The 23,653-nt window shown below is 37.9% G+C and carries 18 protein-coding genes and 1 pseudogene; 6 read left to right on the top strand and 13 right to left on the bottom strand.

Features of this window, described 5'->3' with window-relative positions:
* Positions 1–217 precede the first annotated feature (217 nt).
* The 9 genes and pseudogenes from ABDW32_RS09220 to ABDW32_RS09180 form a co-directional block, all read right to left on the bottom strand.
* Positions 218–739: pseudogene (locus ABDW32_RS09220) on the bottom strand (cytochrome d ubiquinol oxidase subunit II).
* A gap of 45 nt (positions 740–784) precedes the next feature.
* Positions 785–1,102, bottom strand: a complete 318-nt coding sequence (locus ABDW32_RS09215) for a cytochrome ubiquinol oxidase subunit I (RefSeq protein ID WP_343561918.1) — start codon at positions 1,100–1,102, stop codon at positions 785–787.
* Complete coding sequence (locus tag ABDW32_RS09210) at positions 1,008–2,123, bottom strand: FAD-dependent oxidoreductase (protein WP_343561636.1); 1,116 nt, start codon at positions 2,121–2,123, stop codon at positions 1,008–1,010. Before ABDW32_RS09210 ends, ABDW32_RS09215 begins: the two co-directional genes overlap by 95 nt.
* A 37-nt stretch (positions 2,124–2,160) precedes the next feature.
* The gene (locus ABDW32_RS09205; protein WP_343561634.1) at positions 2,161–3,234 is read right to left on the bottom strand and encodes an ABC transporter permease; all 1,074 of its coding nucleotides are present in this window, start codon (positions 3,232–3,234) and stop codon (positions 2,161–2,163) included.
* A gap of 132 nt (positions 3,235–3,366) precedes the next feature.
* Positions 3,367–3,885 carry a hypothetical protein gene (locus tag ABDW32_RS09200; protein ID WP_343561632.1) on the bottom strand — a complete coding sequence of 173 codons (519 nt, stop codon included), beginning with the start codon at positions 3,883–3,885 and terminating at the stop codon, positions 3,367–3,369.
* Between the two features lie 64 nt (positions 3,886–3,949).
* Positions 3,950–4,336 (bottom strand): ABC transporter permease, encoded by a 387-nt coding sequence (locus tag ABDW32_RS09195; protein WP_343561630.1) that lies wholly within the window; start codon positions 4,334–4,336, stop codon positions 3,950–3,952.
* A gap of 93 nt (positions 4,337–4,429) precedes the next feature.
* Positions 4,430–5,281, bottom strand: coding sequence for a biotin/lipoyl-binding protein (locus tag ABDW32_RS09190; protein WP_343561629.1), 852 nt, complete (start codon positions 5,279–5,281; stop codon positions 4,430–4,432).
* Positions 5,282–5,334: 53 nt separating this feature from the next.
* On the bottom strand, positions 5,335–5,631 hold the full coding sequence (locus ABDW32_RS09185) for a hypothetical protein (RefSeq protein WP_343561628.1): 297 nt from the start codon (positions 5,629–5,631) through the stop codon (positions 5,335–5,337).
* Between the two features lie 79 nt (positions 5,632–5,710).
* Complete coding sequence (locus tag ABDW32_RS09180) at positions 5,711–6,748, bottom strand: TolC family protein (RefSeq protein WP_343561626.1); 1,038 nt, start codon at positions 6,746–6,748, stop codon at positions 5,711–5,713.
* A 1,124-nt stretch (positions 6,749–7,872) separates the two neighbouring features.
* Between ABDW32_RS09180 and ABDW32_RS09175 the strand changes: the two genes are divergently transcribed.
* The 6 genes from ABDW32_RS09175 (at position 7,873) to ABDW32_RS09150 (ending at position 17,953) form a co-directional block, all read left to right on the top strand.
* Entirely contained in the window at positions 7,873–11,148 is a 3,276-nt protein-coding gene (locus ABDW32_RS09175) for a SusC/RagA family TonB-linked outer membrane protein (RefSeq protein WP_343561624.1), read from the top strand.
* An 11-nt stretch (positions 11,149–11,159) separates the two neighbouring features.
* The gene (locus tag ABDW32_RS09170) at positions 11,160–12,593 is read left to right on the top strand and encodes a RagB/SusD family nutrient uptake outer membrane protein (RefSeq protein ID WP_343561622.1); all 1,434 of its coding nucleotides are present in this window, start codon (positions 11,160–11,162) and stop codon (positions 12,591–12,593) included.
* A 24-nt stretch (positions 12,594–12,617) separates the two neighbouring features.
* Positions 12,618–13,367: a DUF4843 domain-containing protein gene (locus ABDW32_RS09165; RefSeq protein ID WP_343561620.1), complete on the top strand. Its 750-nt coding sequence runs from the start codon at positions 12,618–12,620 to the stop codon at positions 13,365–13,367.
* A 21-nt stretch (positions 13,368–13,388) separates the two neighbouring features.
* Positions 13,389–14,900, top strand: a complete 1,512-nt coding sequence (locus tag ABDW32_RS09160) for a PKD-like family lipoprotein (protein ID WP_343561618.1) — start codon at positions 13,389–13,391, stop codon at positions 14,898–14,900.
* A 1,234-nt stretch (positions 14,901–16,134) separates the two neighbouring features.
* Positions 16,135–16,440 carry a transposase gene (locus ABDW32_RS09155; protein ID WP_343561616.1) on the top strand — a complete coding sequence of 102 codons (306 nt, stop codon included), beginning with the start codon at positions 16,135–16,137 and terminating at the stop codon, positions 16,438–16,440.
* A gap of 433 nt (positions 16,441–16,873) precedes the next feature.
* Positions 16,874–17,953 carry an IS110 family transposase gene (locus ABDW32_RS09150; protein WP_343561614.1) on the top strand — a complete coding sequence of 360 codons (1,080 nt, stop codon included), beginning with the start codon at positions 16,874–16,876 and terminating at the stop codon, positions 17,951–17,953.
* Between the two features lie 617 nt (positions 17,954–18,570).
* Here the strand turns inward: ABDW32_RS09150 and ABDW32_RS09145 are convergent.
* The 4 genes from ABDW32_RS09145 to ABDW32_RS09130 form a co-directional block, all read right to left on the bottom strand.
* Complete coding sequence (locus ABDW32_RS09145; protein WP_343561612.1) at positions 18,571–19,353, bottom strand: M12 family metallopeptidase; 783 nt, start codon at positions 19,351–19,353, stop codon at positions 18,571–18,573.
* Positions 19,354–21,057: 1,704 nt separating this feature from the next.
* Positions 21,058–21,441, bottom strand: coding sequence for a hypothetical protein (locus tag ABDW32_RS09140; RefSeq protein ID WP_343561610.1), 384 nt, complete (start codon positions 21,439–21,441; stop codon positions 21,058–21,060).
* A gap of 53 nt (positions 21,442–21,494) precedes the next feature.
* The gene (locus ABDW32_RS09135) at positions 21,495–22,658 is read right to left on the bottom strand and encodes a FecR domain-containing protein (protein ID WP_343561608.1); all 1,164 of its coding nucleotides are present in this window, start codon (positions 22,656–22,658) and stop codon (positions 21,495–21,497) included.
* A 114-nt stretch (positions 22,659–22,772) separates the two neighbouring features.
* Positions 22,773–23,360: an RNA polymerase sigma-70 factor gene (locus ABDW32_RS09130; protein ID WP_343561606.1), complete on the bottom strand. Its 588-nt coding sequence runs from the start codon at positions 23,358–23,360 to the stop codon at positions 22,773–22,775.
* Positions 23,361–23,653 lie beyond the last annotated feature (293 nt).

Genomic DNA, 23,653 nt, shown 5'->3' with positions numbered 1-23,653 from the left:
TGAGCTACCTTATGGCAACAAACAAAATACCGATCAATAAAATCGTATTCGGCGCTTATGCGGAAGATAATCTCAGTTTGAAACAAGACATTGAAATTTCAAAATGAAATACTGATGATGGAGGTAAAGGCGGTATGATGACCTTCACTTACCTTTCAAATCTAGTCTATGCAGATGCTGTAAACGATCTGTCAAAGCTTTATAACATCCTTAGCACTCAAAATTTCATGCGATTTGACCCCAGAAGCTCATAGCATCTTATGGTTTTCTTCTTTCCCCAGCTATCCTGAAAGGTTTGCGCGGCAGGATCAATTCGTCCAGACAATACGCTCCCACCGATAATACCTAAAAATAAAGGTGTAATTAGACTTGAATACATAAAAGTCTTCGTATATAGAATCTGCAAGTTATCGTGTATTGCATCGTAATGCCAAAAAGTAAAAGCTGTTCCTCTGGCAATGATACCCAGCAATATAATGAGGATCGGAATGTGCAAAGTCGTTGAAAAGGTACTGTAGACAACGGGAAAACCTACAAACAAAATCACAACTACGATAATTAACTACATATAATTAGCTTCCCAAATAGGACCGATGGCATCGTACATAATCTGTCCGGTACGGGAACGTTTGTCCTTTGTAGAAAATAGTTCTAAAATACCAGCCCCAAAATCGGCTCCGCCCATCAAAATATATAGTAGCATAGCTACCCACAAATAGGTTATCACTACATAAAACATAATCAAGAGTTTTAAATGTTATTAAAAGATTTTAGATCGTATGTGTTAATGCCCTTGCGGTAAATTATGGTCATCTTTAACATCATATAATTTGTCTACCATTTTAATTTGTCGATACAACAGCATGGCAACCATAAAGCTCAGAAAAACATAGAGCGCGCTAAAGAGATAAAAAGAAAAAGCAATGCCCGGCATTGGCGTGACGGCATCCTTTGTCTTCATAATACCATAGATTATCCAGGGTTGCCGTCCAACCTCAGTAACAGTCCTACCGGCCTCCACAGCAATAAATCCAGCCGGAATAGCCAATACAAACAACTTGAGCAACCAGCGTTTTATGGAATTCTGTCGATTTCGCCAGATCGAAATCAGATAACAACCTCCAATCCCCATCATCAGTGTTCCTGATATTACGGCCTAATAGCGTACCTTGCTGAATGGCAATCTGAGCCAGCTGGGGATATCCATTTGGGTATTTTTCGTCTGTAGTCTGCAGGCATTGATCACCAATTGCAAAAATATTTTCAGTATCCTTTACTTTGTTATAGGCATCTACTAGAATTCGACGCCCCCTTCCAATAGCTGTTTCCGGTAAGCCAGGAGCTTCCCAGGCAATGACCCCCGAAGCCCAGATCAAACTTTTCGTAGGGATTTTGGTGCCATCACTCAAAGTCACAACATCATCCACATACTCATTGACGAGTGTATTTAAGATAATTTCAACACCCAATTTATGCAGCACCTTATAAGCCTCTTGCTGCGCTTTAGCGCTCATAGGACCCAACAATACCGGAGCACCATCAATCAGATAGATTTTGCCACCCTGCTTATCTAATCTAGGGTAATCCTTTGCAATGATGCTGCTTCCCATACTTGCAATTTCAACACCTGTGGCACCACCGCCAGCGATTACTATTGTTCGGAGTTTTTCTTTCTCTATCACATCAGCTGTACGGTCGGCGCGCTCCATATTGATCAAAATATGATTGCGCAAGTTGATCGCATCATCGATAGTTTTCATGGGAAGAGCCTGATTCATGACATTTTTATTACCAAAAAAGTTGGTCTCTGTCCCCATTCCCAAAACCAAATAGTCATAATCCAGTATTCCAGTATCCATTTCAACCTTATTTTGTTCTTGATAAACTTTAACCAGCGAACCCAAATGGAAATTTATATTAGCGTTGCCCTGAAACATTTTTCTAAAAGGGTAACTGATACTGGACATTTCGATAAATGCTGTAGACACCTGATACAATAAGGGTGGAAAAAAGTTATAATTATTACGGTCCACCAAGACTACTTCCAGCATGTGACTACCAGCTAGCTTTTTCGCTAGATTTATCCCTCCAAATCCACCACCTACAATGACTATTTTTTTCATGTTAACACATTTTATACGTTTACAATAAATAATTATATTAATTAAGACTCTTTGTTTGTGTTGTGACAGATTGCACCAGTAGTCTGATCGTAACAATTGCAAGGATGAAATACACAAGTACCTGTATGTATTGCATCTTCAAATATTTTTGTATATCAGCAAATCCACCCTGCTCTATCAGCAAGATGTGCAACGCATTGACCGATGGCATATATGGGAACAGTTTACTAAACCACTGTGCCAACTGTCCTCCTTGTTGATCATAAGGCCAGCTAAAGCCCGAAGCTATATAGATCGGCATCGATAAGATCATTAATGCCTGTAGGCTTTTCAATTGTTCTTTGACCAATGTCCCTACAATAATCCCAATCAGCGCACAGGCGATCACAAAAATTGCATTGCTCCAAAGTAAGGCTAAAACATGCGTCGGATAGGGCTGCCGAAACAGGTAAAAATAAATGATGTAAACTAGCATGGATACCAGGGACAGCAACAAATACGGAATAAGTTTTCCAGCCAACATCAATGGTACCGAATTTCCGGCTTGAAGATACAGGCTTCCCAATGTGCCGTTTTCTTGCTCAGCCGCAAAACTCAGCGCAAATACGACCATGACAACAGCCTCCAAGACCAAGAATAAATACGAGGGCCAAGCAAATAAAAAATAAGTTCCCGATGGATTGAATAGTCTATAGGTGTTTAAGTGCAACGCTGCTAGCGGCAGCCCCATAGCGCTTGTCTTCTTGGCATTTAACGTAGCTACAACACTCGCAATCGTGCGATTGACATAACCGGACGGTAAAAGATTCACATTATTGATATAAGTATTCACTTCTGGAGACTTTCCCTGCATAACCTTAGCTTCAAAATCTACCGGTATATCGACTACGGCGTAAGCTGCTTCGCCAATAAAAGTTTTATTTATCCCAACAGCCTCAGGTTTTATTTCTTTTATCCGTAGTAATTCTGTTTGTTCCAACATATCAATTAAGTCTGCGCTGGTCGCAGTATTATCTTGATCGACCACAATAATTGGTAATTCGATGAGCTTGCCCTTAGAATAGACAGAACCATACAATACGCCATAGAAAATAGGCCAGATAATCAACATCGTCACCATAATTTTATTGGCGAAGAATTACTTGAATTCTCTTTTTATGATATTTAACAGCTTCTTCATATTACAATATTTGTGGCTAAACAACACTATTATCTATCGTATCCGGGCTATCCATAATCTTGTTTATCTTGCGCCGGAGTACGAACCAGGCCAGACCGAAGTATACAGCAAGCAATATAACCTGATGTTGCAAGGCAACCGTGACATCCGACCACTCCCCCCCTTGTGTAAACTATAGGTCATCGCCAAGAAAGAAGCCCCGGTGATCAACAGCAATTGTGAGATCAATAATACCTCCGGGTGCTTTGGCAATGGTATTCCAAAAAAGATTGATAGTGCAAAATAAACCGTTACGTTAAACAAACTCATAATCAAGTAGGGAAAAAATTTGACAATCAGCAGTATGATCGGGGATCTGGAATAGCTCAGCAATCCTTTTTTGTTAAATGTTCCCATGGCGAATTCCTGCGAAAAACTTAAGGCCAAGGCTAATAAGATCAATTGATGTAAGACCGAAAAAATAAGACCTGGCCACAAAAAATACAGATAGTTTCCCGCCGGATTATATTGATAAAATAGATTATGCCTGAAGGCTTCATATTGTTGGCTAGCCAATGAGGCCGGAACACCAGTCTTCCCCAAGGAAGACTGGTGTTCCGGCGTTCAACGTACCTATACATTGTGCAATCGCCGCACCGACTGTTGACTAAGTCATGGTAAAGAACATATTCAGGTAGCAATTGACCTCTGGTCTTTTTTGGGACAACAAATTGGCTTCAAAGTGGTAAGGAATCACAACCACTGCTGTAGCTTCCTGCTTTAGCATGGTATTTCTTAAATCCACCAGTTCGTATTTCGTCTCTACAACTGCTAATTTGCTACTTTCATCAAACATATCTATTAGACGCGCACTGGATGGACTTTTATCCAAGTCTACTACAACAATAGGCAACTCCGTAAGGTGTCCATTGCGATAGACATATCCCAAGATCAAGCATAATACAGTCGGCATTGCCAGAAAAGCAACAACAAATACTTTATTAGGCCAAAAGAGCCTAAATTCACGTATCAATAAGCGGCCAAAGTTTTGCATAGTATTATTTATTATGTGCTTGATCGATTATTATTGTTGCGTTAAAAAGTAGGGCATTAGCTTGTTGGTCGGTAATATGCTCTGGGACAATCTTCAACTCATATACCGCGTCATCCAATCATAATCGGGATAGGCTGTCGTGATATCAGCATAACGGGGCATCTGTTTAATAGTACGTATAATGCCTTTTATATTTAATCCATTGTAAGGGACGTTCACGACAACCTTTCCGCCATGCTGATATCCTTTGATTTTGCTTTCGGGGATGGTAAATCTAAACCAGATACTTGCGGGCAGAAAACCACTAAATACTGGATGTCCAGCTACGGCCAGCTCACCCTCCCGCAACGCGATCGTCTCCAAAGACATATAATTTGTCGCAACAATGTACCGTTCAGAATACGCGATCTCCGCCTCGACCAGGGAGCCTTGAGCCTGATCTTGTTGACCTTGAGCCGTCAGCTTACTTTCAAATCTTGTTCCGACGACCTCAGCTTCGTTTAGCTCGGCGGCCACAGCATCCCGTTGCGCCACCGCATTCCAATATTTTGAATAAATCCCGTCGTAATCCTGTGGAGATATCAGGCTATCATTGTACATGGCTTTAGCCCTGTCATAGGATTTTTTTGCAAATACCAATTGCTCATCTGCAGTCTCATATTTGGCCCGCAATTGCTTGAGTTGATTCTGTGTTGCACCATTATCTACCAATAGGTTTTGGGCCGCGGCGAATTTTACGGCACCTTTTGCCTGTGATAGTTTAGCGGATACTTCCGGCACGTCCAACATCGCCAATATATCACCTGGTTGGATTTTATCGCCCTCCCGTACATATAGCTTCAAAATACGTCCCGTCACCTTGGGTGTAAAGGTGATGGTTTCCTTTTTTATTTTACCTGTCAATCGTTCTTTTCCATATCGTTCCTGACATGAGCAAAGCATCATACCCCCTGCAAAAAAATATCCAAATAACTGGTTGAAATCTCATACTTAATTTGTTAATCATTAATAGCTGATAAACTTAATTTTCCTGTAGCCGAAAGTAAGGCAACAGCAGCCCTACGTTGCATGTATATCCTGTTGATAGAGTCCAGCAGGCCTTCTTCGTAATCATGTTCAGCATCGATGAGCTGTAAAGAATTGACTAATTCATTACGAAATTCCTTTGTCGCCTGTATCAGCGCATTCTTTGCCGTATTTTGCTGGGCGGTCTTGGTCAGAATTTGTGCAACTGCTACAGCATAATCCGTTTTACATTTGGCAAGGTTTAGTGTCAACTTATCTGTTACGTCCATTTTATTATTTTGTGTTTGTTTCAATTCCAAATTCTGCTTTCCGGACTTCCTGACGACCTACTTTACCATCAAAAACATCCTATTTTACGCCTATACCAATACTGGTCATTGGAAAAATATTAAAGGTAGGAGCATCTGCAGAGAGGTTTCTTCCCCCTTCAACCAAAGGTTTTGAACTACTGATATGCCGATCAAACATCCCCAAATAACCCACTGATCCCGACAGAACAACTTTGGGCATAAACCATGTCTTTTCAGCTTGTATCTTATACCTACCTGCCTGGATCACCGCATCTAACGATTTAATCTCGGCCCGATTTTCAATACCTTCCTGTTGCAAACCGAGGTCTATTGTCTGCAGGTCATTGTCCATTAAATTCAGCCTTTCCTGCTCAATATTGCTCAGCAGGGAGAGCTGCTTCAGCACGAGTTCGCGCTTGCCAAGGTAGTCTACAAGCTTCGATGCCAACTGGGCCTGTGCCACTTCAATCTTTTGATGTTCATATTTGGTCGTCAATCCATACGCTAATGCTTTATCTGCAGTTTTCTTGTTTTCGGCCAAACGCACAGCAGCCTCGTCCAATACATGTTTTACCTGTTTGAGCAGGGCCACTTGATCATAAGCTTCAATAACATCACTGATGATTTGTTGTCGAGTTGTCTCCATAATGAGAGCCTGTGCCTCAGATTTTGCGGTCAATGCTTTTTTACTGTAGGGGATCCTGTTGCCGGAATACAGCAACATGGAAATTTCAGCTCCGGCAGTGAGTGTATTAGATGACATATTAAAGCGATTTTCAGCGGTTTTGATATCTATATTCAAAGCTGGTATGGCCAGTTCCTTGCTCGACACTCCTATTGACATATAAGAAAAGGCATCCCGGGCCGCTACAGTTATCCTCGGTAAAAAAGCATCTTTTGCTTTTTGCAATTCAACATCCGTCATGGTCAGATCCAATTGTTTATTGCGAAGATTAAAATTTTTATAAATTGCGCTATCAACAAGTTCCTGAAGCGATGGTGCAGATATTGCTACCGACTCCTGACCAAATACCCTCATGATCATAAATAATGAGATAAGTTTTAACAAACTGAAAGCGAGAATCTGTTTTTTCATCTTTTGTTTATTTTGGTACATGCAATAACCGTTGGTGTTCGGCACCACCAGTATTGTTATGTATAGGCATTACGATGTTTGAGAAAAAATTACCCCATACAAGAATATTTACCCTCATTTTTAAGTGTTTTTTTTGAAAAATTCTCGCTCGTAGCAAAAACGCCTGTTACCATGTGTGACAGTAAGATGAAAATTTGGCAAAAAAAAGCCGCCGGAACGGGGAGTTCCTGGCGACCTCACTAACTATAAAAAACATTTAATTATGAATACGATACTTATAGGACGATCGCAAGTTTCAATTGTCACTAATTTTTTTACGACATATATATATTTCAGTCGTCTTCCGAGAAATCACCCCCATAAAAGAAGATAAAACCTTATTTGGTTTAAACAACAAGAATTTGGGTATTGCAGGTCCCCTATTAAAAAATGCCATAGAGAGGTTCATTCCAATCAGAAAAATTTAGGTTTATAAGGGCTCATTTTGAAGAATTTCCGATCGAAAAAAGTGCACATTAATGGCAATCAGCAGCAGTGGCTGTTATAATTGATGGCTGTACAACAGAAGTATTGTGCTAAGCCAATAAGTACCGCCGCTCAATTAATTGATTAATATCAGTTCTTTGATAATGTCCATCCCTATAACAAAACTTTTTCGGGACAATCTGTCTCCTCACCTGTCTTTATGGATAATATATATAAAATTGAGCTAAGAGTTAAGCTAAATGGCGAAACCTATTTTGAAATTTTTAAGAATAGAGACCAACCTTTTATTGTAGAAAGTACGGGCCAGCAGGTAGTGGTGATCAAGAAATCTTTTCTTACTACAAATAAGGATCAAGTCAATAAATAACACAGAATTTTTAAATTAAAAAAAGGAGATTACTATGATTAAATAACTAAGACCGATTCGCCCAAACTACAAAAGTCAGAACTGTGGCGAAATATTTCAGACAAAAGTATGGCATTAATTCATAAAATTAACCAATTAAACCTCAAGTGTAGTAAGATTCAGACCAATGGCACTTTTGGTATTAACAAAAACCTAACAGATGTATAAAAATTATACAAAAAAAATCTCGGGGATTATGCGATTAACCACTGTTATACTCCTTCCATTGTCAATGAAAGTAAGTGCAGCTTCTTTTAGCCAGCGCTTTACCATTGACTACAGGCAGATATCTTTAAAAGAAACGTTAAAGGAAATTCGAAAAAAGAGCAGTTATGATATTTTATATGGTCAAAGAATAATTTCTGGCACAAAACCAGTCAACATTTCTTTAAGCAATTGGACTATAGAAGCAATGCACATCGCGCTTTCAAAACAGCATTTGGCTTATACTATAGACGAAAAGATGATCACCGCTGATCAGGTAAAAAAAATACTCTTGGATAATAGAGTAAATTTCATGAAATCTATCACTGTAAAAGGACGTGTAGTTAATGAAGTAGGTGCTCCTCTTGTAGGTGCTACTATTAGTATAAAAGGTTCTAAACAATCGGTACTTACCGATGCCAGTGGAAGTTTTCTGATTGGGAACGTAGAAGAAAAAAGTGTATTACTGATTTCTTATGTTGGATACGAAACCAGAGAGGTGAAAGCCGCAAGCGATTTGGGAAACATCAAGCTGGAACTTGTGAGCGGCAAGTTGGATGACGTGGTTGTTACGGGTATTGTAGAAAGAAAGAGAGGAAGTTTTACAGGAAGTGCGGCGACGATTAGCGGCGAACAATTGAAATCTGTCGGAAATCAGAACGTTATACAGGCTTTGAGAAGTCTTGATCCCTCTTTTATTGTCGTGGACAACAACCTAAAGGGCTCGGATCCGAATGCACTAGCAAGGATTGAACTCCGTGGAAAAACTAGTATCACAATGAATACGAATGCGGGGACACTGACCGATCAGTTTGCAATAGACCCTAATATGCCCTTATTTATATTAGATGGCTTTGAATCTACCCTACGTCAGATTACTGACATGGACATCAACCGTATTGCCAGTATCACTATTTTGAAAGATGCAGCATCTACCGCACTATATGGTGCAAGATCCGCAAACGGTGTAGTTGTGGTAGAAACCATTAAGCCCAAAGCTGGCGAGTTGCGAACAACTTATACTGGAACTTTTAGCGTAAATGTCCCCAGTTTGAGCGATTATAACCTGATGAATTCAGAAGAGAAGCTTGAATTTGAAAGACTTTCAGGTAGGTATACATCCAATGGAACTGGCAATGAAGACTTTGTAAAGCTGGAAGAATTTTATAACAGACGTTTGAAATCTGTACGTGAAGGTGTAGATACCTATTGGTTGAATGAGCCTTTACGTGCTACAGCATTCGATCAGAACCATTCTGTGTATGCCAACGGTGGTAGTAACGAATTCCAATTCGGTGTTGGCATGAATGCCCAGACCATTACCGGTATAATGAAAGGCTCGGATAGGAATAACTGGGGTGCCAGGGCTGACCTCACCTACAGAAAAGGTAAGCTCAATGTAACGAACAGGATATTTATCAGCGGGACAAGAGCTGACGAATCACCATATGGATCCTTCACTACTTATGCTAAAATCAACCCATATTATAAAAAAGAGATCGCAGGAAAGTATGTTGAAAAAATTCCAGCCGGATATGACGGACGTGATTTTGCTAATGTAGCTAATCCGTTGTACAATGCACAGCTGAATTCTGAACGGTACAGCAAAAGCTTAACCCTGCAGAATAACTTTGGTTTTAATTATGATGCAAGCAGGTCGATCAGGATATCAGGAGCTTTTCAATTGGCGAAAAAAATTTCGACAGCTATAAACTTTATCTCTCCGTTGAACACTCAATTTGACAACACTGCGTTGTTGGAAAAAGGAAGTTATTCCAATGGCCGTACAGAAGATTTCAATTTTAGTGGGAACCTTGGGCTAATCTATAACAAAATCATTGAAGAAAAGCATGTGCTAACCGGTAATGCGAGAGCGGAAGTCCACGAAGTCAACAGTAATTTTATAGAACTTACGGCTGTAGGCTTCCCAACAGGAGTTAAGGGAAACCCAAATTTTGCCTATAGTTATCTACCAAATTCTAAGCCACAGATTTCAACCCCGCCAAAAAAGCGGCGGATCAATGCATTGGCAAGTATCAACTATGTATACAACAGCCGCTATTTTTTGGATGCAACTTACAGGATTGATGGGTCAACAGCTTTTGGTACCACCAACAAGTATACACCCTTCTGGGCTGCAGGACTTGGCTGGAGTTTGCACAACGAGGAATTCATTAAAAAAGTGAATTGGATCAATTCCTTAATTTTGCGTGGAAACATAGGTTCTACCGGTAACCAGAGTTTTGGGAGTTTTGCTTCTGCCACTGTATACAACCTGGAGACTAACAGCAATTATTTTGGCCAAGGTTTATACCATACCGGTCTGGGAAATCCGGATTTGAAATGGCAAAAAACATTGCAAACCAGCCTCGGTTTGGATATGGGGCTAATGAATAATCGCCTGATAGCAAATTTTAATGCTTATAAAAAGCTTACGAGTCCGCTGATCGTGACCGTAGATGTACCTGGTTCCAATGGTATTTCTAGTTATCCGATGAATGCCGGTAATATGACTGTTAAAGGTCTTGAAACAAATATTAAATTTTCTCCAATTTTTAATATAAATAAAAGGATCATATGGACTTTGGGTGTAACCGGAAGTATGTATACTAGTAGGTATGCAGGTCTTGGTAACGTGTTAAATGGCCTGAATGCGGAGCAGCAACGCAGTAATTCGATCCAGCGCTTTACCGATGGGAAGAGTCCAGATGATATATGGGCAGTTCAGTCTCTGGGGATAGATCCGGGAACAGGTCTGGAGGTATTCAAAAAAATAAACGGTGACTATACTTTTGATTATGATCCTGCCGATATTAAGGTGATCGCAAATTCAAGACCTAAAGTAGAGGGCGTTTTAAGTTCATCTCTAAGGTTAAAAGCTTTTACTTTTAATATATATATAAGGTACAGCTTAGGTGCTTCAAGAATGAACAATGCTTTGTATGAGAAGGTTGAAAACATAAGTTTTGCTGATCTTTCTAATAATCAGGATAAAAGAGCACTGGATATGCGCTGGAAACAAGCGGGAGACATCGCCCAGTTCAAAGGTATTTCTGTAACAGATTATACACCTATTTCTTCCCGTTTTGTTCAAAACGAGAACATAATTACTTTCGAATCTATTTCAGCAGGTTATGAATTGCAGTCGATAACCACACCGTGGCTTAAAGCCGCACGTTTACAGAACCTGAAGTTCTCGGCAAATATGAACAATATTTTCAGATTATCTAATATCGTTTCGGAGCGTGGTATCGATTATCCGTTTGCCAATACGATTTCATTTAGTATTAATGCATCATTTTAATTGATATATCCATGGAGATAACGAAAACAAATACACTCGTACTAGTTTGTGTGTTAATGATCATAGGTCTAGTATCCTGTAACAAATTTCTGGACGTAAGACCCGAAGACCGGTTTCTTTCAAATGATGTTTTTAAAGATGAGACGGCTGTCTACAATGCACTGAATGGTATTTACCTGAATCTTGCGAAGCGAGGATTATACGGTGGGCAGCTGACGATGAGTACCGTTGACGTGATGGCTCAATATTATAATCCTGGAGCTTTCTGGAAGCAAACCGCAGACTATAATTATAAAGATGCTACCTTACAATCTACCTATAGTTCAATATGGAGGTCGGCCTATGTTGCAATATTAAATGTCAATAGTTTCCTAGCTAAAATAGACCAGTCAGCGAGTGTTTCCAATGAACGTAAAAACCTCCTTAAAGGTGAAGCTTACGGAATACGTGCTTTTGTACATTTCGATTTACTTAGGTTATTTGGCCCTGTATATACTATCGATTCAGATAAGAGTTCTATCCCGTATTTGACTGTCCCAACAGAAAAGATACAATCGTTGTTACCGGCCAAAGTCGTAGTAGATAGTATTCTTGCAGATCTTGGTCGGGCGGAACTATTGTTGGAAAATGATCCTGTGCGTACTCAAGGCATCGTTCTAGGCAGTGGTACAGATCGATTGTCTGATTTTGTTACACTCAGGAACAGAAGGTTAAACTATTATGCCGTATTGGGTATCAAGGCCCGAGTGTTGCTTTTTAAAGGAGATAAGGTTGGCGCATTAGCCGCAGCGACCAAGATAATCGACCAGGCCGGGAAATGGTTTCCGTGGACAGTAGATGGGCTTACCTTACCAGGTATCCAGAATCCTGATAGGACATTTTCGTCAGAAGTGATATTTGGTCTTCAGAATTATGATCTGTATAACCAACAGAAAGAACTGTTTTCTGCCGTTTTAAAAGAAACAGTTATTCTTGCACCACTTACTGAACGCTTGTCCGAAGTTTATGAAGACAACGGAAACGATTACCGGTTACGTATCAATTGGGTACCAGGCGCGGCTTATGGAAAAACCTATAAAACTTTTGTGAAATATGATGACGTGATTAACAAAACCTTACTATTTAGAAACCTGCAGCCATTGCTCAGAATTTCTGAACTATATTATATAGCTGCAGAATGTACGACCGATCCAAATGCGGCTTTAAAGTATGTGAATGAGGTACGAAAAAACCGTGGTTTGACAGAACTGAGTGGTAATGTGGTGTTGCGTGATGTTTTGCAAAAGGAATACCGGAAGGAGTTTTGGGGCGAAGGACAGCTATTTTATTACTATAAACGGAATAATGTTGCCAGCATCCCGAGTGGTGTTAGTGATAAGAATACTGCGATGACAGCAGCAAAATATGTGGTACCACTACCTCTATCAGAAACCCAAAACAGATAATTTTCACTAGAAAAAAATAAAAAGATGAAAAAATTTTCGATATATATCTTAGTATTTCCCAGCTATATGCTTCTTTTTTCCTGTAAAAAGAGCGATCTGATTACCTATGAAGGATCACGTGCTCTTTATTTTTCTGTTGCATCTACAGATTCGATAAGTATTGACTTTTCTAAACTTTCAGATGATGTAACGGATACCATCTTTAAAATCCCGGTTGGACTTTTGGGGCGGCCGTTGGAAATTAAAGAAACATTTGAGGTAGCCGTAAATGATTCGATTACTACAGCGATTAAAGATTCAGAATTTGAACTACCGGAACAATTCAGCTTTCCTTCAAAAAAAAGTTCTGATACCGTTGCGGTGAAATTCATTCGTACAGCAAGAATGACGCAGAGAGAATTTGTATTAGCCCTCGAATTAAAATCAAACGCGCAATTTGACAATACACTCTACGATATTAACAAGGCAAAAAACCGATCTAGGAAGATTAGAATTTTCGTGACAGATATTCTAAAACCTACTCCAAAATGGCTGAATACACCAGATGTTCTTGGAACAGAACATTATCTTGGCCGGTTTACAAAAAAGAAAATACAAGTACTTGTGTCTGTCTATGATAACTGGTCTTTTAATGAAATTTACGACAATATTGATACATATGCATCATATTTTGGAGACCTCTTGAATCACTATTTAAAGGCCCAAAAGGCTACCGGTACGCCAGTACTGGAAGATGATGGTACTTTGATGGAAGTAGGTCCTTTTTATAAATAAACCAACATTATCACAATTAAAATGAAATATTTAAATAAAATTAAGATTCATATGCTGTTGGCCGGGATTATTGCCTTCGCGTCATATGCCTGCAAAAAAGATCCCGGAAACTACGTTTACACCACCGTAAATGAAGCCATGGTTAATGGCCTAGACACTTTTTATAGGGTTAACCAGGGAGAGGTTTTGACCATTAAACCAACGATTTCCTTTACCAAGGATCAGATTGCAGACAAGGCGAATTATAAATTTTCCTGGTTAAGCATTAAGCGTGCAGGATATAATTCCGGCATACCAAAGGTAATGGACAGCACCCTAACTTTTAATGTAAAGATGAATGAAAATGTGGGAGTATATGAATATGCCTTTCGTGTTACCGATAAAAAAACCGGTGTATGGAAAGATACCCCCTTTAAGATATTCGTTAAAAATAAAATCTATGAAGGTTGGTATATTTTATCTGAAATAACAGGTAAGCAAAGCCGGCTAGATATGTTGAGTTATAGGGAGGACACAAAAAAATATGAGTTTATTTCGGATGTACTAGTAGCCTCGAAATCTTCCCTTAAGTTGAAAGGAGTACCTTCGTTTGTTACCTTTTTCAATACCAATTCGGTACCGATTACAAATGGTACTTTGGATGCACTTGTGGTAGGAACCTCGGAAATGGCAACATTTTTAGGTGTAGATACCCTCGAATATAAACCAACCTATGACTTTTCATTTTTTGTACAGAATAAGACTAATGCGGGCATAGGCGTAGGGTCAAAATTGGAAGGAAGACCCTTAAGTGTATTTTTATGGGCGAATGGGAACGTATATACACATCAGAGATCTGGCCCGATATTTCCTGTCAATCAAATGGCTACAGGAATTGTAACGCCATTTAGAGCTGCTCCCTTTGTTTCGGGCTGGAATGACGCAATTCTATTTAACGAAACTTTGTCAGAATTCGTATGGTATCCCGGAAATGGTGCTAAATCTTGTCAGAAAATTGAAAATGAAACTCTTTTTAAGAATAAGATTGATAAAAATTTGCTTTTCATGAAGCTTGTTGCCTATAATGGGGGCGAGACTTTTGCGATCCTGAAGGATAAAACCGGGGGAAAAGTATACCTGGCCCGGTTTACGGTAGGCAAACAAAATTATTTTGAAGAAATTACGAACACTCCCATAGTCCAGGCCGAAAATTTTGAAGTGAGTGAAGATTTTGGTTATATTTTTTACAATGTAGGTGGTAAGATATATGAATATGATTTTAATGTAAAAGTAAATAAGCAAATGGCAGATTATGGTTCTAGAAAGATCAGTCTTTTAAAATTTCAGTACGTCAAAGTTGAGACGAAGAACATAAACCAACGGTATCTTGCCATCACCAAAAGGCTGGCAGTTGGCAGTTATGACGAGTCGAATTTGAACTCTTCAGGAACTTTGGATCTCTATTCGATACCACCAATTAATGGGCAACTGGTCAAAAAAGAGTCGTTTAGTGGTTTTGGGAAAATTGTCAGTACTACTTACCGGTCACGTTAAAAAATAAAGCTTTGTGACTTCCGGGATGTTGAGTCTGATATGTTCTCTAATTTGGAGGCCGCTTTGGGTGTAGTGGGTTGATTTTGTGATTACAATTTTTCTCGACATCCCAAAATCAACCCTCCTTTACATTTTTCTTTTGATATTGTTAGGCCAGTTCATCTACCCTTCCACTTATCCATTGTTTACTTTAGTTAACTGTGATTTACCACATAGCAACACCTTTAAGGTTCCAGTTTGATTTTAGTATTTCTCATATCCCGTTTATCAACATATAACTCCTTTGCAGAAAAAGCTTATATCATCTATCTTCGGCTTAATTCGGTACTATAAATCGTAAGCAATTTGTATTCATCTGTTGTCAGCACACTGATATCATATAAACTAAAATGCGAAAATTATGATGAGAATTTTAGTAAGAATTCTACGATTGTTGATTCTGTCAAACCATTTGTAGAATCAAGGAAAATGTTCTGTCAAAACATTTATTGATTACACTTATTACATTCTTAATTAGATTTTATTTGCTTTGAAGGCTTTAGAAAATCCCATTTTATATCCTGGTATTTGGTAACCCCAACAATAAGATTGTTACTTGTCTATTGGAAGAATCATTTGTTTAGAACAGGTAACATTTTATAAAAATTTATTCTAAGGCAAAAATTCCGAGTACGGGTCAAACCAAAAACTTCTTAACATTTTTGGTCATATCACGGATGTTACACTCATTGCAATCAGTCCAAAGATAACAACCATAGCGTCGCGGAACACCAATTTACTCTTCCCAAAACGTCGATTACGGCGCTCCGATCATCAACTACGCGTTATAACTTCAAAAAGAACAGAAGCTATGCTACTTAGATAGCGCCAAAAATTTACAATTCTTAAAGATTCTTCACTAACCTAGGGCAAAAATATGCAGTTATCAGTAAAATTGTAACGACAAAATTCGGTTTAAAAAATGAGCAACATCTTGTATCGCTGTTCTTAAAAAAGTTCATTGATTATCTCATTTCTCTCCGGATACAATTCTATCTTTACATGTACCCACCACCTGTTTTTAAATTGCCCGCTGTAAGTTGTTCCCCTTTACCGAAATTCCCTACAGGATCATCCGCCCCACTGACGAACAAAAAGTGAAATTCATTAAAAATAGTTTTCCACCAGTTTCTTCCGGTCGTTTGCCAGGACTAAGAAAACGAAGAGAAAAGGCATTAAAAGTGAATGGCTTCCGTTGAGATCGTCGTTAACAACAACATCCGTTGTCCCTCAGATCAGAAATGCTTATAGATATGTTGTATGGAAGGATAATAAGGCGTTTACAGCGGACATGAAACCTATCTATGATCCCCTCAATAAACAGGCGGTACAGTCAGGGATGGCAGAGTTTGCAGATAGATTGGAATTTAAGTATCCTTATACAGTAAGATCATGGAAGGAGAACTGGGACGAACTGACCGTCTTTTACGACTTTCCACTTGATCCGAAGAATAATCTATACGACCAATATCATCGAAAACATGAATGGGAAGATCCGTGAATACACAAAGAATAAACCGTCATTTCCCAGCGATGATGCCGTACTGAAATCTGTATATTTGGCTTTGAGAGAAATCTCTAGAAAATGGACAATGCCCATTCGTAACTGGGCTATTATCCTAAATCAGTTCTTGACTTTATTTGAAAAACAGAGTCCGGTTATAAGGAACATAACTGAACTCCGTATTTTTTATTTACACACTCATATTTTTACATTAAATACTAAATAAAGAAACAGAGCTAAAACAGCAACTTGTTTACACACTAGGCACATCAATCAATGATGCTAACGTAAAGAAAAGCCTGCTTTAGTTTCTTTCTGAAAAGAGCCAGGATAGTACTTAAGGATATTTACAAGTTAGATAATCCTGTATAAAACATGAGTAATGGTTGTTCAGGAAATCTGTTTTTATTAATGTTAAAATAGGATGATTATGTTAAAGTATTCAGTTAGGTTAGACATCTCTGCCAAAGAAATCCATTGCTGTTTCTCGACAATTGACAACAAACAGAAGGTAACAGTAAAGGCGAGTCGCAAGATCAACAATAGTCCGAAAGGATTTAAAGATCTTGTAAATTGGATGATACGACACAGGAAACAGATAGATATTCCACTGGTGATCTGCATGGAGGCTACAGGCGTCTATTATGAGAACTGTGCAATGTATCTTGACAAAGAAGGATTTTTCGTTTCGGTAGTTCTGCCTAATTATGCAAAAAAATACTTGCAAGCGTCAGGTCAAAAGTCTAAAAACGATAAGATTGATGCGCAAGGGCTTGCACAAATGGGAGCGGAAAAGGCTCTTGAGCCATGGGTGCCAATTAGTGAGTTTTATTATCAGTTGCGATTGATAACTCGAGAGATTGAACGTCTTCATGAGAGAAGAACAGCTATTGCCAACCAACAGCATGCTCTTAAGCAGGCCATGTATCAAAACAAAGATGTCAACAAGGCACTAAAAGAACAGCTGAAACTAATAGAGAAACAATTGGAAGTTATGGATAAGTTAATCCATAATCATATTAATTCCAACAAAGAAATAGCAGATAAGGTGGCTAAGATTTGCACATTAAAAGGTGTGGCGACAAGAACTGTAGCAACCTTGATCGCAGAAACGAACGGCTTTCAATCATTCAATAACTCCAGGCAGTTGGTCAGTTTTGCAGGATATGATATTATTGAGAGCCAGTCAGGAAATCATCGAGGAAAAACTAGAATCTCAAAAAAAGGTAATAGTCACATTCGAAGAATCCTGCATTTACCTGCTTTTGGCGTTGTAATATGGAAGGTAAAACCTTTTGAGGATTTATACAAACGAACATTCGCTAAGCATGGCATAAAAATGAAAAGTTATGTAGCCGTACAGAAAAAGCTCTTGGTCGTCATTTTCTCACTTTGGAAAAGAAATGAACAGTACAACCCCGATCACCAAAATATAAATTACAAAGAACAGGAATCGGAGTTTTCTCTCGGGCTGGAGGTGCAGCCGACCGGAGTATTAGAAAGACTATAAAGCAAATCGTGCCGACAGTTATGCCGACACTACACAAGGTAAACATCACAAGTGAACAATCACAGTATGTTTCCTCTAGGGCGGAACAAAGTTAACAAAGATGGATGAAAAATAAATGAAATAATAGTTGTATTTGATTATAGTACCTTTGTGGGACAGTCCCCAGGAAAGCCACAGCCCCTAAGTAAATGATTAATGAATGTCTATAAATTTCTGTCATTAGCTGGCGCAAAATGAATCAAAATAAACTCTATATCTTTTCAAAATTGAGTACTAAGTCTCTTTTCCAGCGTTTTATACAATCAAAATAATGGACATCGTTCTTGAAAAAGAGTACCATGCATACTATAATCAGTACACAAACTCGGCCTTCAATTTTTTTACCTCTGCATTTTATCATTGATCTCTGATAACTCCCCCCTATCACACTAACGAGACTATAGGATTGTTCATTTATCTCTCTAATTCTAAATAGATATCTCTGCCTAAGAATCAAATAACTGCGGAAAATTATGAGGAATATCACGTAAAATTTGTACGTATGATATCCGGTTCGGCATCATATAAGTCCCACAGGCGAAACTGGGGTACCTTCTCTTATTTTTCCCTACTAATTGTTATTTCTTGGTTAATATATTATTGACTTTAATTTGCTCAGGAATTTTTGGATAAACCTTCTGAATAAAATCTTTGTCTGATTGAGAAAGTTCCCCTGAATAGGTATATGAAATTATTTGAACACTATTCTTAGTTTTATCAGCAGGTATGCCATAATGCATAATAGAATGTATATCATATGGCGTATTCAAATATTTAGAAATAGCAATTGAGTCTATAACATTTGTTTTTCTTCCCCCAATATTCATATTATCATCCCAGCTAACCAGCCCGTCAGATCGCAGTTGTTCATGCGATAATCCTAGCATATGTCCAAACTCATGTCGCACTGTAGCTATCGCAAATACACCTGCGTTTTTTGGGGTACCTAAAGCCCCATACAAAGTCATTGTTTTTCTTGTACTGTCGATACTTATATTAGCATTATAACCAATAGCACTATTTCCCGATTTATTATTTGGATCAAATTTTATTCTTATTTCCGATCCTGACAAACTATCCTGATAAATAAAAGATAAGTTGATCAAACTATCCCATACTTTAGCGTATTTTTTAACAAAGTCATGTTGTTCCTTAGTCCCATTCATAAAGGCAATTTTTATCCCATGGCTTTGTGGCCATTTAATCTTTTTACTCCCAAGGGAATCATCAAGCATTATCGCTCCTTTAGATTTTATTCTCTCAAGAGATGGACTGATCTCAGATTGTTTCTTACAACCATTCAGAAAGACAACGGTCAATACGAATAATAAACAAATAATCCTTTCCAGTTTTTTTTTCATTTTTCCACGTTTTAAGTTCACTTATATTACACATATATAAATATAATAAATTAAAAGCTAAAAATAAAATATTAATCAAAAAGACTTATAAAATAAATACGCATAGAAAACATAGTAAAAAAACAAAAAAAAATTCACCTATATTAATATATTGTCGATTTTTTTAAGATATAACCTAGAAACAAATTAAAACTTCCCTTGCAGTAGTAGATCCGGCTATCAGTAAGCAGTATAAAGGGAATCCCGAAAGGTCTTATACGGTTCTTAATTACAGTTTGATGGATGAATTGATAATATCAATTCATTTGTTTTTTCGCAAAATTTTGTATTTTTTTCCACAGTTTTTCTAACGCTTGATTAATGGTACATATTTTATATGTGCTACCGCGGGAGTTAGAAAATCATAACTCATGTGCAGACACAAATGATTATATCACTCTATACTTTTATTCTCTTCCAACAGAGCATCACTTCCTAAAAAAACACTCTTTTGAGTCTACATTTTGTTTTTAAAATGCCATTAATTTCCATCGGTACGGGCAAAATTTGAAGCTGATAAAGCTAGTTTTTCAGAAAAGTCTTTTAGAACCACCAGAGAAAACATTTCTAGATTCACTCATTGAAATCATTGACTGGGACAAAGGAACTGTAAATGGGACACTATTTTTGCCTCAATTTACTATAGATTACCCAAAGGCATGACTTCTGCTTCGGGAAATAATTATCTAGATGCTGAGAAATGGCTGCTGGCAATACGGAGTGGAAACGATGGGGATTATAAGTTTCAATTGCTCGATATCTATAGGAAAAAAGGACAAGTATCCGAGAAATTGAGTGCAATGATAATTCTATAGGACTATTTCACAAAGTCAGGTTAAGCATCTTTTCAGCTTCATTCCAGAAATTGCGTGTAGAGAAATCCGCTGTAATTTTGTTTCTGTAATCATTTCTGTATCTCCTATCGAATCTGCGATTCTCATATTGTGTTCAACATAACGTACAGCGGAATCGGTTTTATATGATCGATATTCATCACACAAAGCTTTATTAACTTCATACACATCTTGTATACGCTGGTCCTGACTTATCAAGCGAGCTTTTAGCTGATTAATCTTCCGCTCTTTACGGTCCAGGTACAATTTATTATTTTGTATGGTCTGATCAAGTTTCTTTACTAATGACTTCAACTCTGACTGCTCAAAAACACACATAGACAGACTCGAGAATAAGAGAAGAAGAAGAGATTTAATCATTTTTAGTCAATTTAAACAGCAGCACCGATAATCTCCATCATCATTGTACCAAGACTGTATGAATGTGACTAAATAATTTGGCAAAATAATTTGATAACGAACAAATTTCCCAATTGGTTAATTTACCTGAACAAGCTATAATATAACTATGTTCTTTTGGCCCACTTAATCCAAATATATCATGGAATATAATTAAATAAAAACTACCTTAAAAAAAGCAGTCAAACAGAAATATAATTAGTTGATTAAAACATGTTACACAAATAAAAAACAGTAAAATTGTAGTTAGTTTAATTCTGCAGACGTGTAGTATGATGCTTATAAAACAGCATTCCTACTTTGTCAACAAATAGAAATAGTCAAAGGAACTGCAAACCCGATATGGCACATATCGCGATTGGGATCTTAACAAGACAAGACAACTATAATAAACAACGGTCGAATATCTTTACTAAAAGATCGACAATACCGCCAGCTCTTTTGCTAAAAATTCTTCTTCGGACTTGGACAATAGTAATGTTCCCTGAAAACGAGTCAGCAATATTTCGGCTCGGACAATTTTCCTTTGCTCATTTACAATCCATTCTATAACCTTGATTTTGGCTATTTTAAATAAGTAGCGGTATAGTGGTAATTCAAGCGTAATTTTTTGCCGTTGATTCCATACATAAACAAATATTTCTTGTAAAATATTCTCACTTTCTTCCACACAAGAAACCCGACGGTGAACAAATCGAAAAAGTATCTCCGAATAGCTATTGACCAATTCAGAAAATGCATTTCGGTCACCTGCTTGAATTCTGTTCCATAGCTCGATGTCACCTAAATGTTTCATAGGAATAAATAGAAAGACCGAAAAAAGTGCAATATGCTGGAAATTATCTAATATTAAGGAAGGATGATTAGTTTATTCCCTTCTATCCGATATCTTACTTTGGTATCAGCAAGACCTTTCATAACCTGAGTTAAAGTCAAGTTTCTGTCAATTTCACCTGAAAACAAATCCTTAGGATATCCCTCATAGATCACTTCAATATCATACCATCTTGATAATTCTTTCGTCAGTCCTTTTATATCAACGCCATCAAACGAGAAGAATCCATTTTTCCATGCCACTGCTGCAGCCAAATCTATATTTGATAACATCTTAATATTCCCATTTGAAACCTGAGCTTGTTGTCCTGGCTTTATAAGCTGTTTTTTCCCTGCAACAGAAACTTTAACACTACCTTGCAATAAGGTGGTATTAATACTGCCTTGATCCCCATAGCTGTTAATGTTAAAATGTGTTCCCAACACCTGCACATTCATACCATTCACAGTTACCATAAATGGTTTTTTCGAATCATGTGCCACTTCAAAATAAGCTTCACCTGTCATGTTTATTTTCCTTTCCGCACCAACAAACGCAGTAGGAAAAGTAATAGAGCTAGCTGCATTCAACCAGACTTTGGTTCCATCGCCTAGTATTAAGGAAAATTGTCTTCCTTTTGGTGTCGTCATGGTGTTCAACTCGACCTTTCTTTCACTACCATCAACATAGGAAACTTGGTTATGATCCTTTACCGCAACATCGGTCAATTTTCCGTCCTGCGAATCATCCAAAAAAATTTTCTTTCCATTTCCTAAAGTCAGAATCGCACCATCGTGTGCGGGGACCACATCTATTTTGGAATTTACATTCGCGGTGGGCACAGAGCTTGCTTTATCCCTTAACGTATTAATCGTTAATGCAATGACAGCGAATCCTATAACTACGGCCGCGGCGATCCATCCCAGTGAGCGCTTGAACCGGTTTATCGGAACTACCTTAGTTTCTGCGCCTATTTGCATAAAAAGTTCCTTTTTTGCAGCCTCCTTTTGCTCCTTTTCTAAAACATGAAAAGCTTGCATTCTTCTTTGAAGCACATCCATATTGGTTAGTTCGTCAAACAGCGCCTTATTTTTATCGTCTTCAACGATCCATTGCTGCAATAACTGCTCTTCTTCCGGACTTATCTCGTTCTTTAGAAACTTTAATATCAAATCTTCTATTCCTTGAAATTGTGCCATCTTATGAATTTTGCTTGTTATTAACTATGTTAGGTATGAATTGTATTATATTCTGTCTAAACGACGCCTGGCGCCCTAATGTCAAAAGAAAATAGAAATATCTGTTGTAATGAGCTAAGTTTTTACATTCAGGGTTAAAAGGAAAAAATAAAAAAGCAAGAGATTCTTATCTAAAAGGGCAATTTTAAGTAATTGGATAGCTCTGGTCCTTTGGCTTGTCACATTTGAAATGGATACGTTGAGCTGTTCCGCAATTTCGCCAGAGGTCAATCCTTCCAGATAAGTCAATTCAAATATGGTTCTACATTTATCTGGAAGTTTAGCCGCCTCCGCATAAATTTTTCGCAGCAATTCGGCTTCGATCTGTTTTATTTCAAAATCCGCCTCAAATTTTTCTGCCAGCATTGAAAAACTATGCTGGTGTGCCAAACGGCGCCCATTTGCTTTAAGAAAATCAAAACACGAATTCTTTGCAGCAAGATATAGCCATGACTTAATATGTTCCTCCGTATGAAAATTCTCCCTGTTTTTCCAAAGCTTGTTAAAGGTTATCAGAACAATATCTTTAGCATCATCTTCGTCCTGAACCAGTTGGTCCGCGAAATGGCATAAAGATGTAAAATATCGGTCAAATAGAATACTCAGGGCTCGATTTTCTCCCTGTCGCAAACTACTAATAACATCTATATACGCTGATTGCATTACTATTGCGTGCATTAAAAATGACAAAAGACATACGAATATACTTCATTGCGACAAATTCTGGAATAGGCCTGAATACAAAGATTTACCATAAATAATTAACAAGCTCTTTTTTTTTGATAATTTGATGGCAAGCGGTAAGGTATATATTCAAATAACGAAGCTTACCGAATTCGCTGTTGCGAAATTTTCGGTAAGCTTGGTAGTTAAAGACAGAAACCCTACGCCACATAATGGCTAAACAGCCTTCTATAATCCGCTCGTCAATTGAAACAACAGTAGATAATAACCAT

Origin of the sequence: Sphingobacterium sp., from assembly GCF_039596235.1 — a bacterium.
GTDB lineage: Bacteria > Bacteroidota > Bacteroidia > Sphingobacteriales > Sphingobacteriaceae > Sphingobacterium.
Note: the sequence above shows the minus strand (reverse complement) of the source record. Positions and strands in the feature narration are given on the sequence as shown.

What these genes read in the sequence shown, in the direction of transcription:
- ABDW32_RS09170 (WP_343561622.1), top strand. Translation starts at nt 11,160, where the DNA reads ATGGAGATAACGAAAACAAATACACTCGTACTAGTTTGTGTGTTAATG.
- ABDW32_RS09180 (WP_343561626.1), bottom strand. Translation starts at nt 6,748, where the DNA reads ATGAAAAAACAGATTCTCGCTTTCAGTTTGTTAAAACTTATCTCATTA.
- ABDW32_RS09150 (WP_343561614.1), top strand. Translation starts at nt 16,874, where the DNA reads ATGTTAAAGTATTCAGTTAGGTTAGACATCTCTGCCAAAGAAATCCAT.
- ABDW32_RS09130 (WP_343561606.1), bottom strand. Translation starts at nt 23,360, where the DNA reads ATGCAATCAGCGTATATAGATGTTATTAGTAGTTTGCGACAGGGAGAA.
- ABDW32_RS09190 (WP_343561629.1), bottom strand. Translation starts at nt 5,281, where the DNA reads ATGATGCTTTGCTCATGTCAGGAACGATATGGAAAAGAACGATTGACA.
- ABDW32_RS09175 (WP_343561624.1), top strand. Translation starts at nt 7,873, where the DNA reads ATGAAAGTAAGTGCAGCTTCTTTTAGCCAGCGCTTTACCATTGACTAC.
- ABDW32_RS09185 (WP_343561628.1), bottom strand. Translation starts at nt 5,631, where the DNA reads ATGGACGTAACAGATAAGTTGACACTAAACCTTGCCAAATGTAAAACG.
- ABDW32_RS09145 (WP_343561612.1), bottom strand. Translation starts at nt 19,353, where the DNA reads ATGAAAAAAAAACTGGAAAGGATTATTTGTTTATTATTCGTATTGACC.
- ABDW32_RS09140 (WP_343561610.1), bottom strand. Translation starts at nt 21,441, where the DNA reads ATGAAACATTTAGGTGACATCGAGCTATGGAACAGAATTCAAGCAGGT.
- ABDW32_RS09160 (WP_343561618.1), top strand. Translation starts at nt 13,389, where the DNA reads ATGAAATATTTAAATAAAATTAAGATTCATATGCTGTTGGCCGGGATT.
- ABDW32_RS09205 (WP_343561634.1), bottom strand. Translation starts at nt 3,234, where the DNA reads ATGTTGATTATCTGGCCTATTTTCTATGGCGTATTGTATGGTTCTGTC.
- ABDW32_RS09195 (WP_343561630.1), bottom strand. Translation starts at nt 4,336, where the DNA reads ATGCAAAACTTTGGCCGCTTATTGATACGTGAATTTAGGCTCTTTTGG.
- ABDW32_RS09135 (WP_343561608.1), bottom strand. Translation starts at nt 22,658, where the DNA reads ATGGCACAATTTCAAGGAATAGAAGATTTGATATTAAAGTTTCTAAAG.
- ABDW32_RS09210 (WP_343561636.1), bottom strand. Translation starts at nt 2,123, where the DNA reads ATGAAAAAAATAGTCATTGTAGGTGGTGGATTTGGAGGGATAAATCTA.
- ABDW32_RS09165 (WP_343561620.1), top strand. Translation starts at nt 12,618, where the DNA reads ATGAAAAAATTTTCGATATATATCTTAGTATTTCCCAGCTATATGCTT.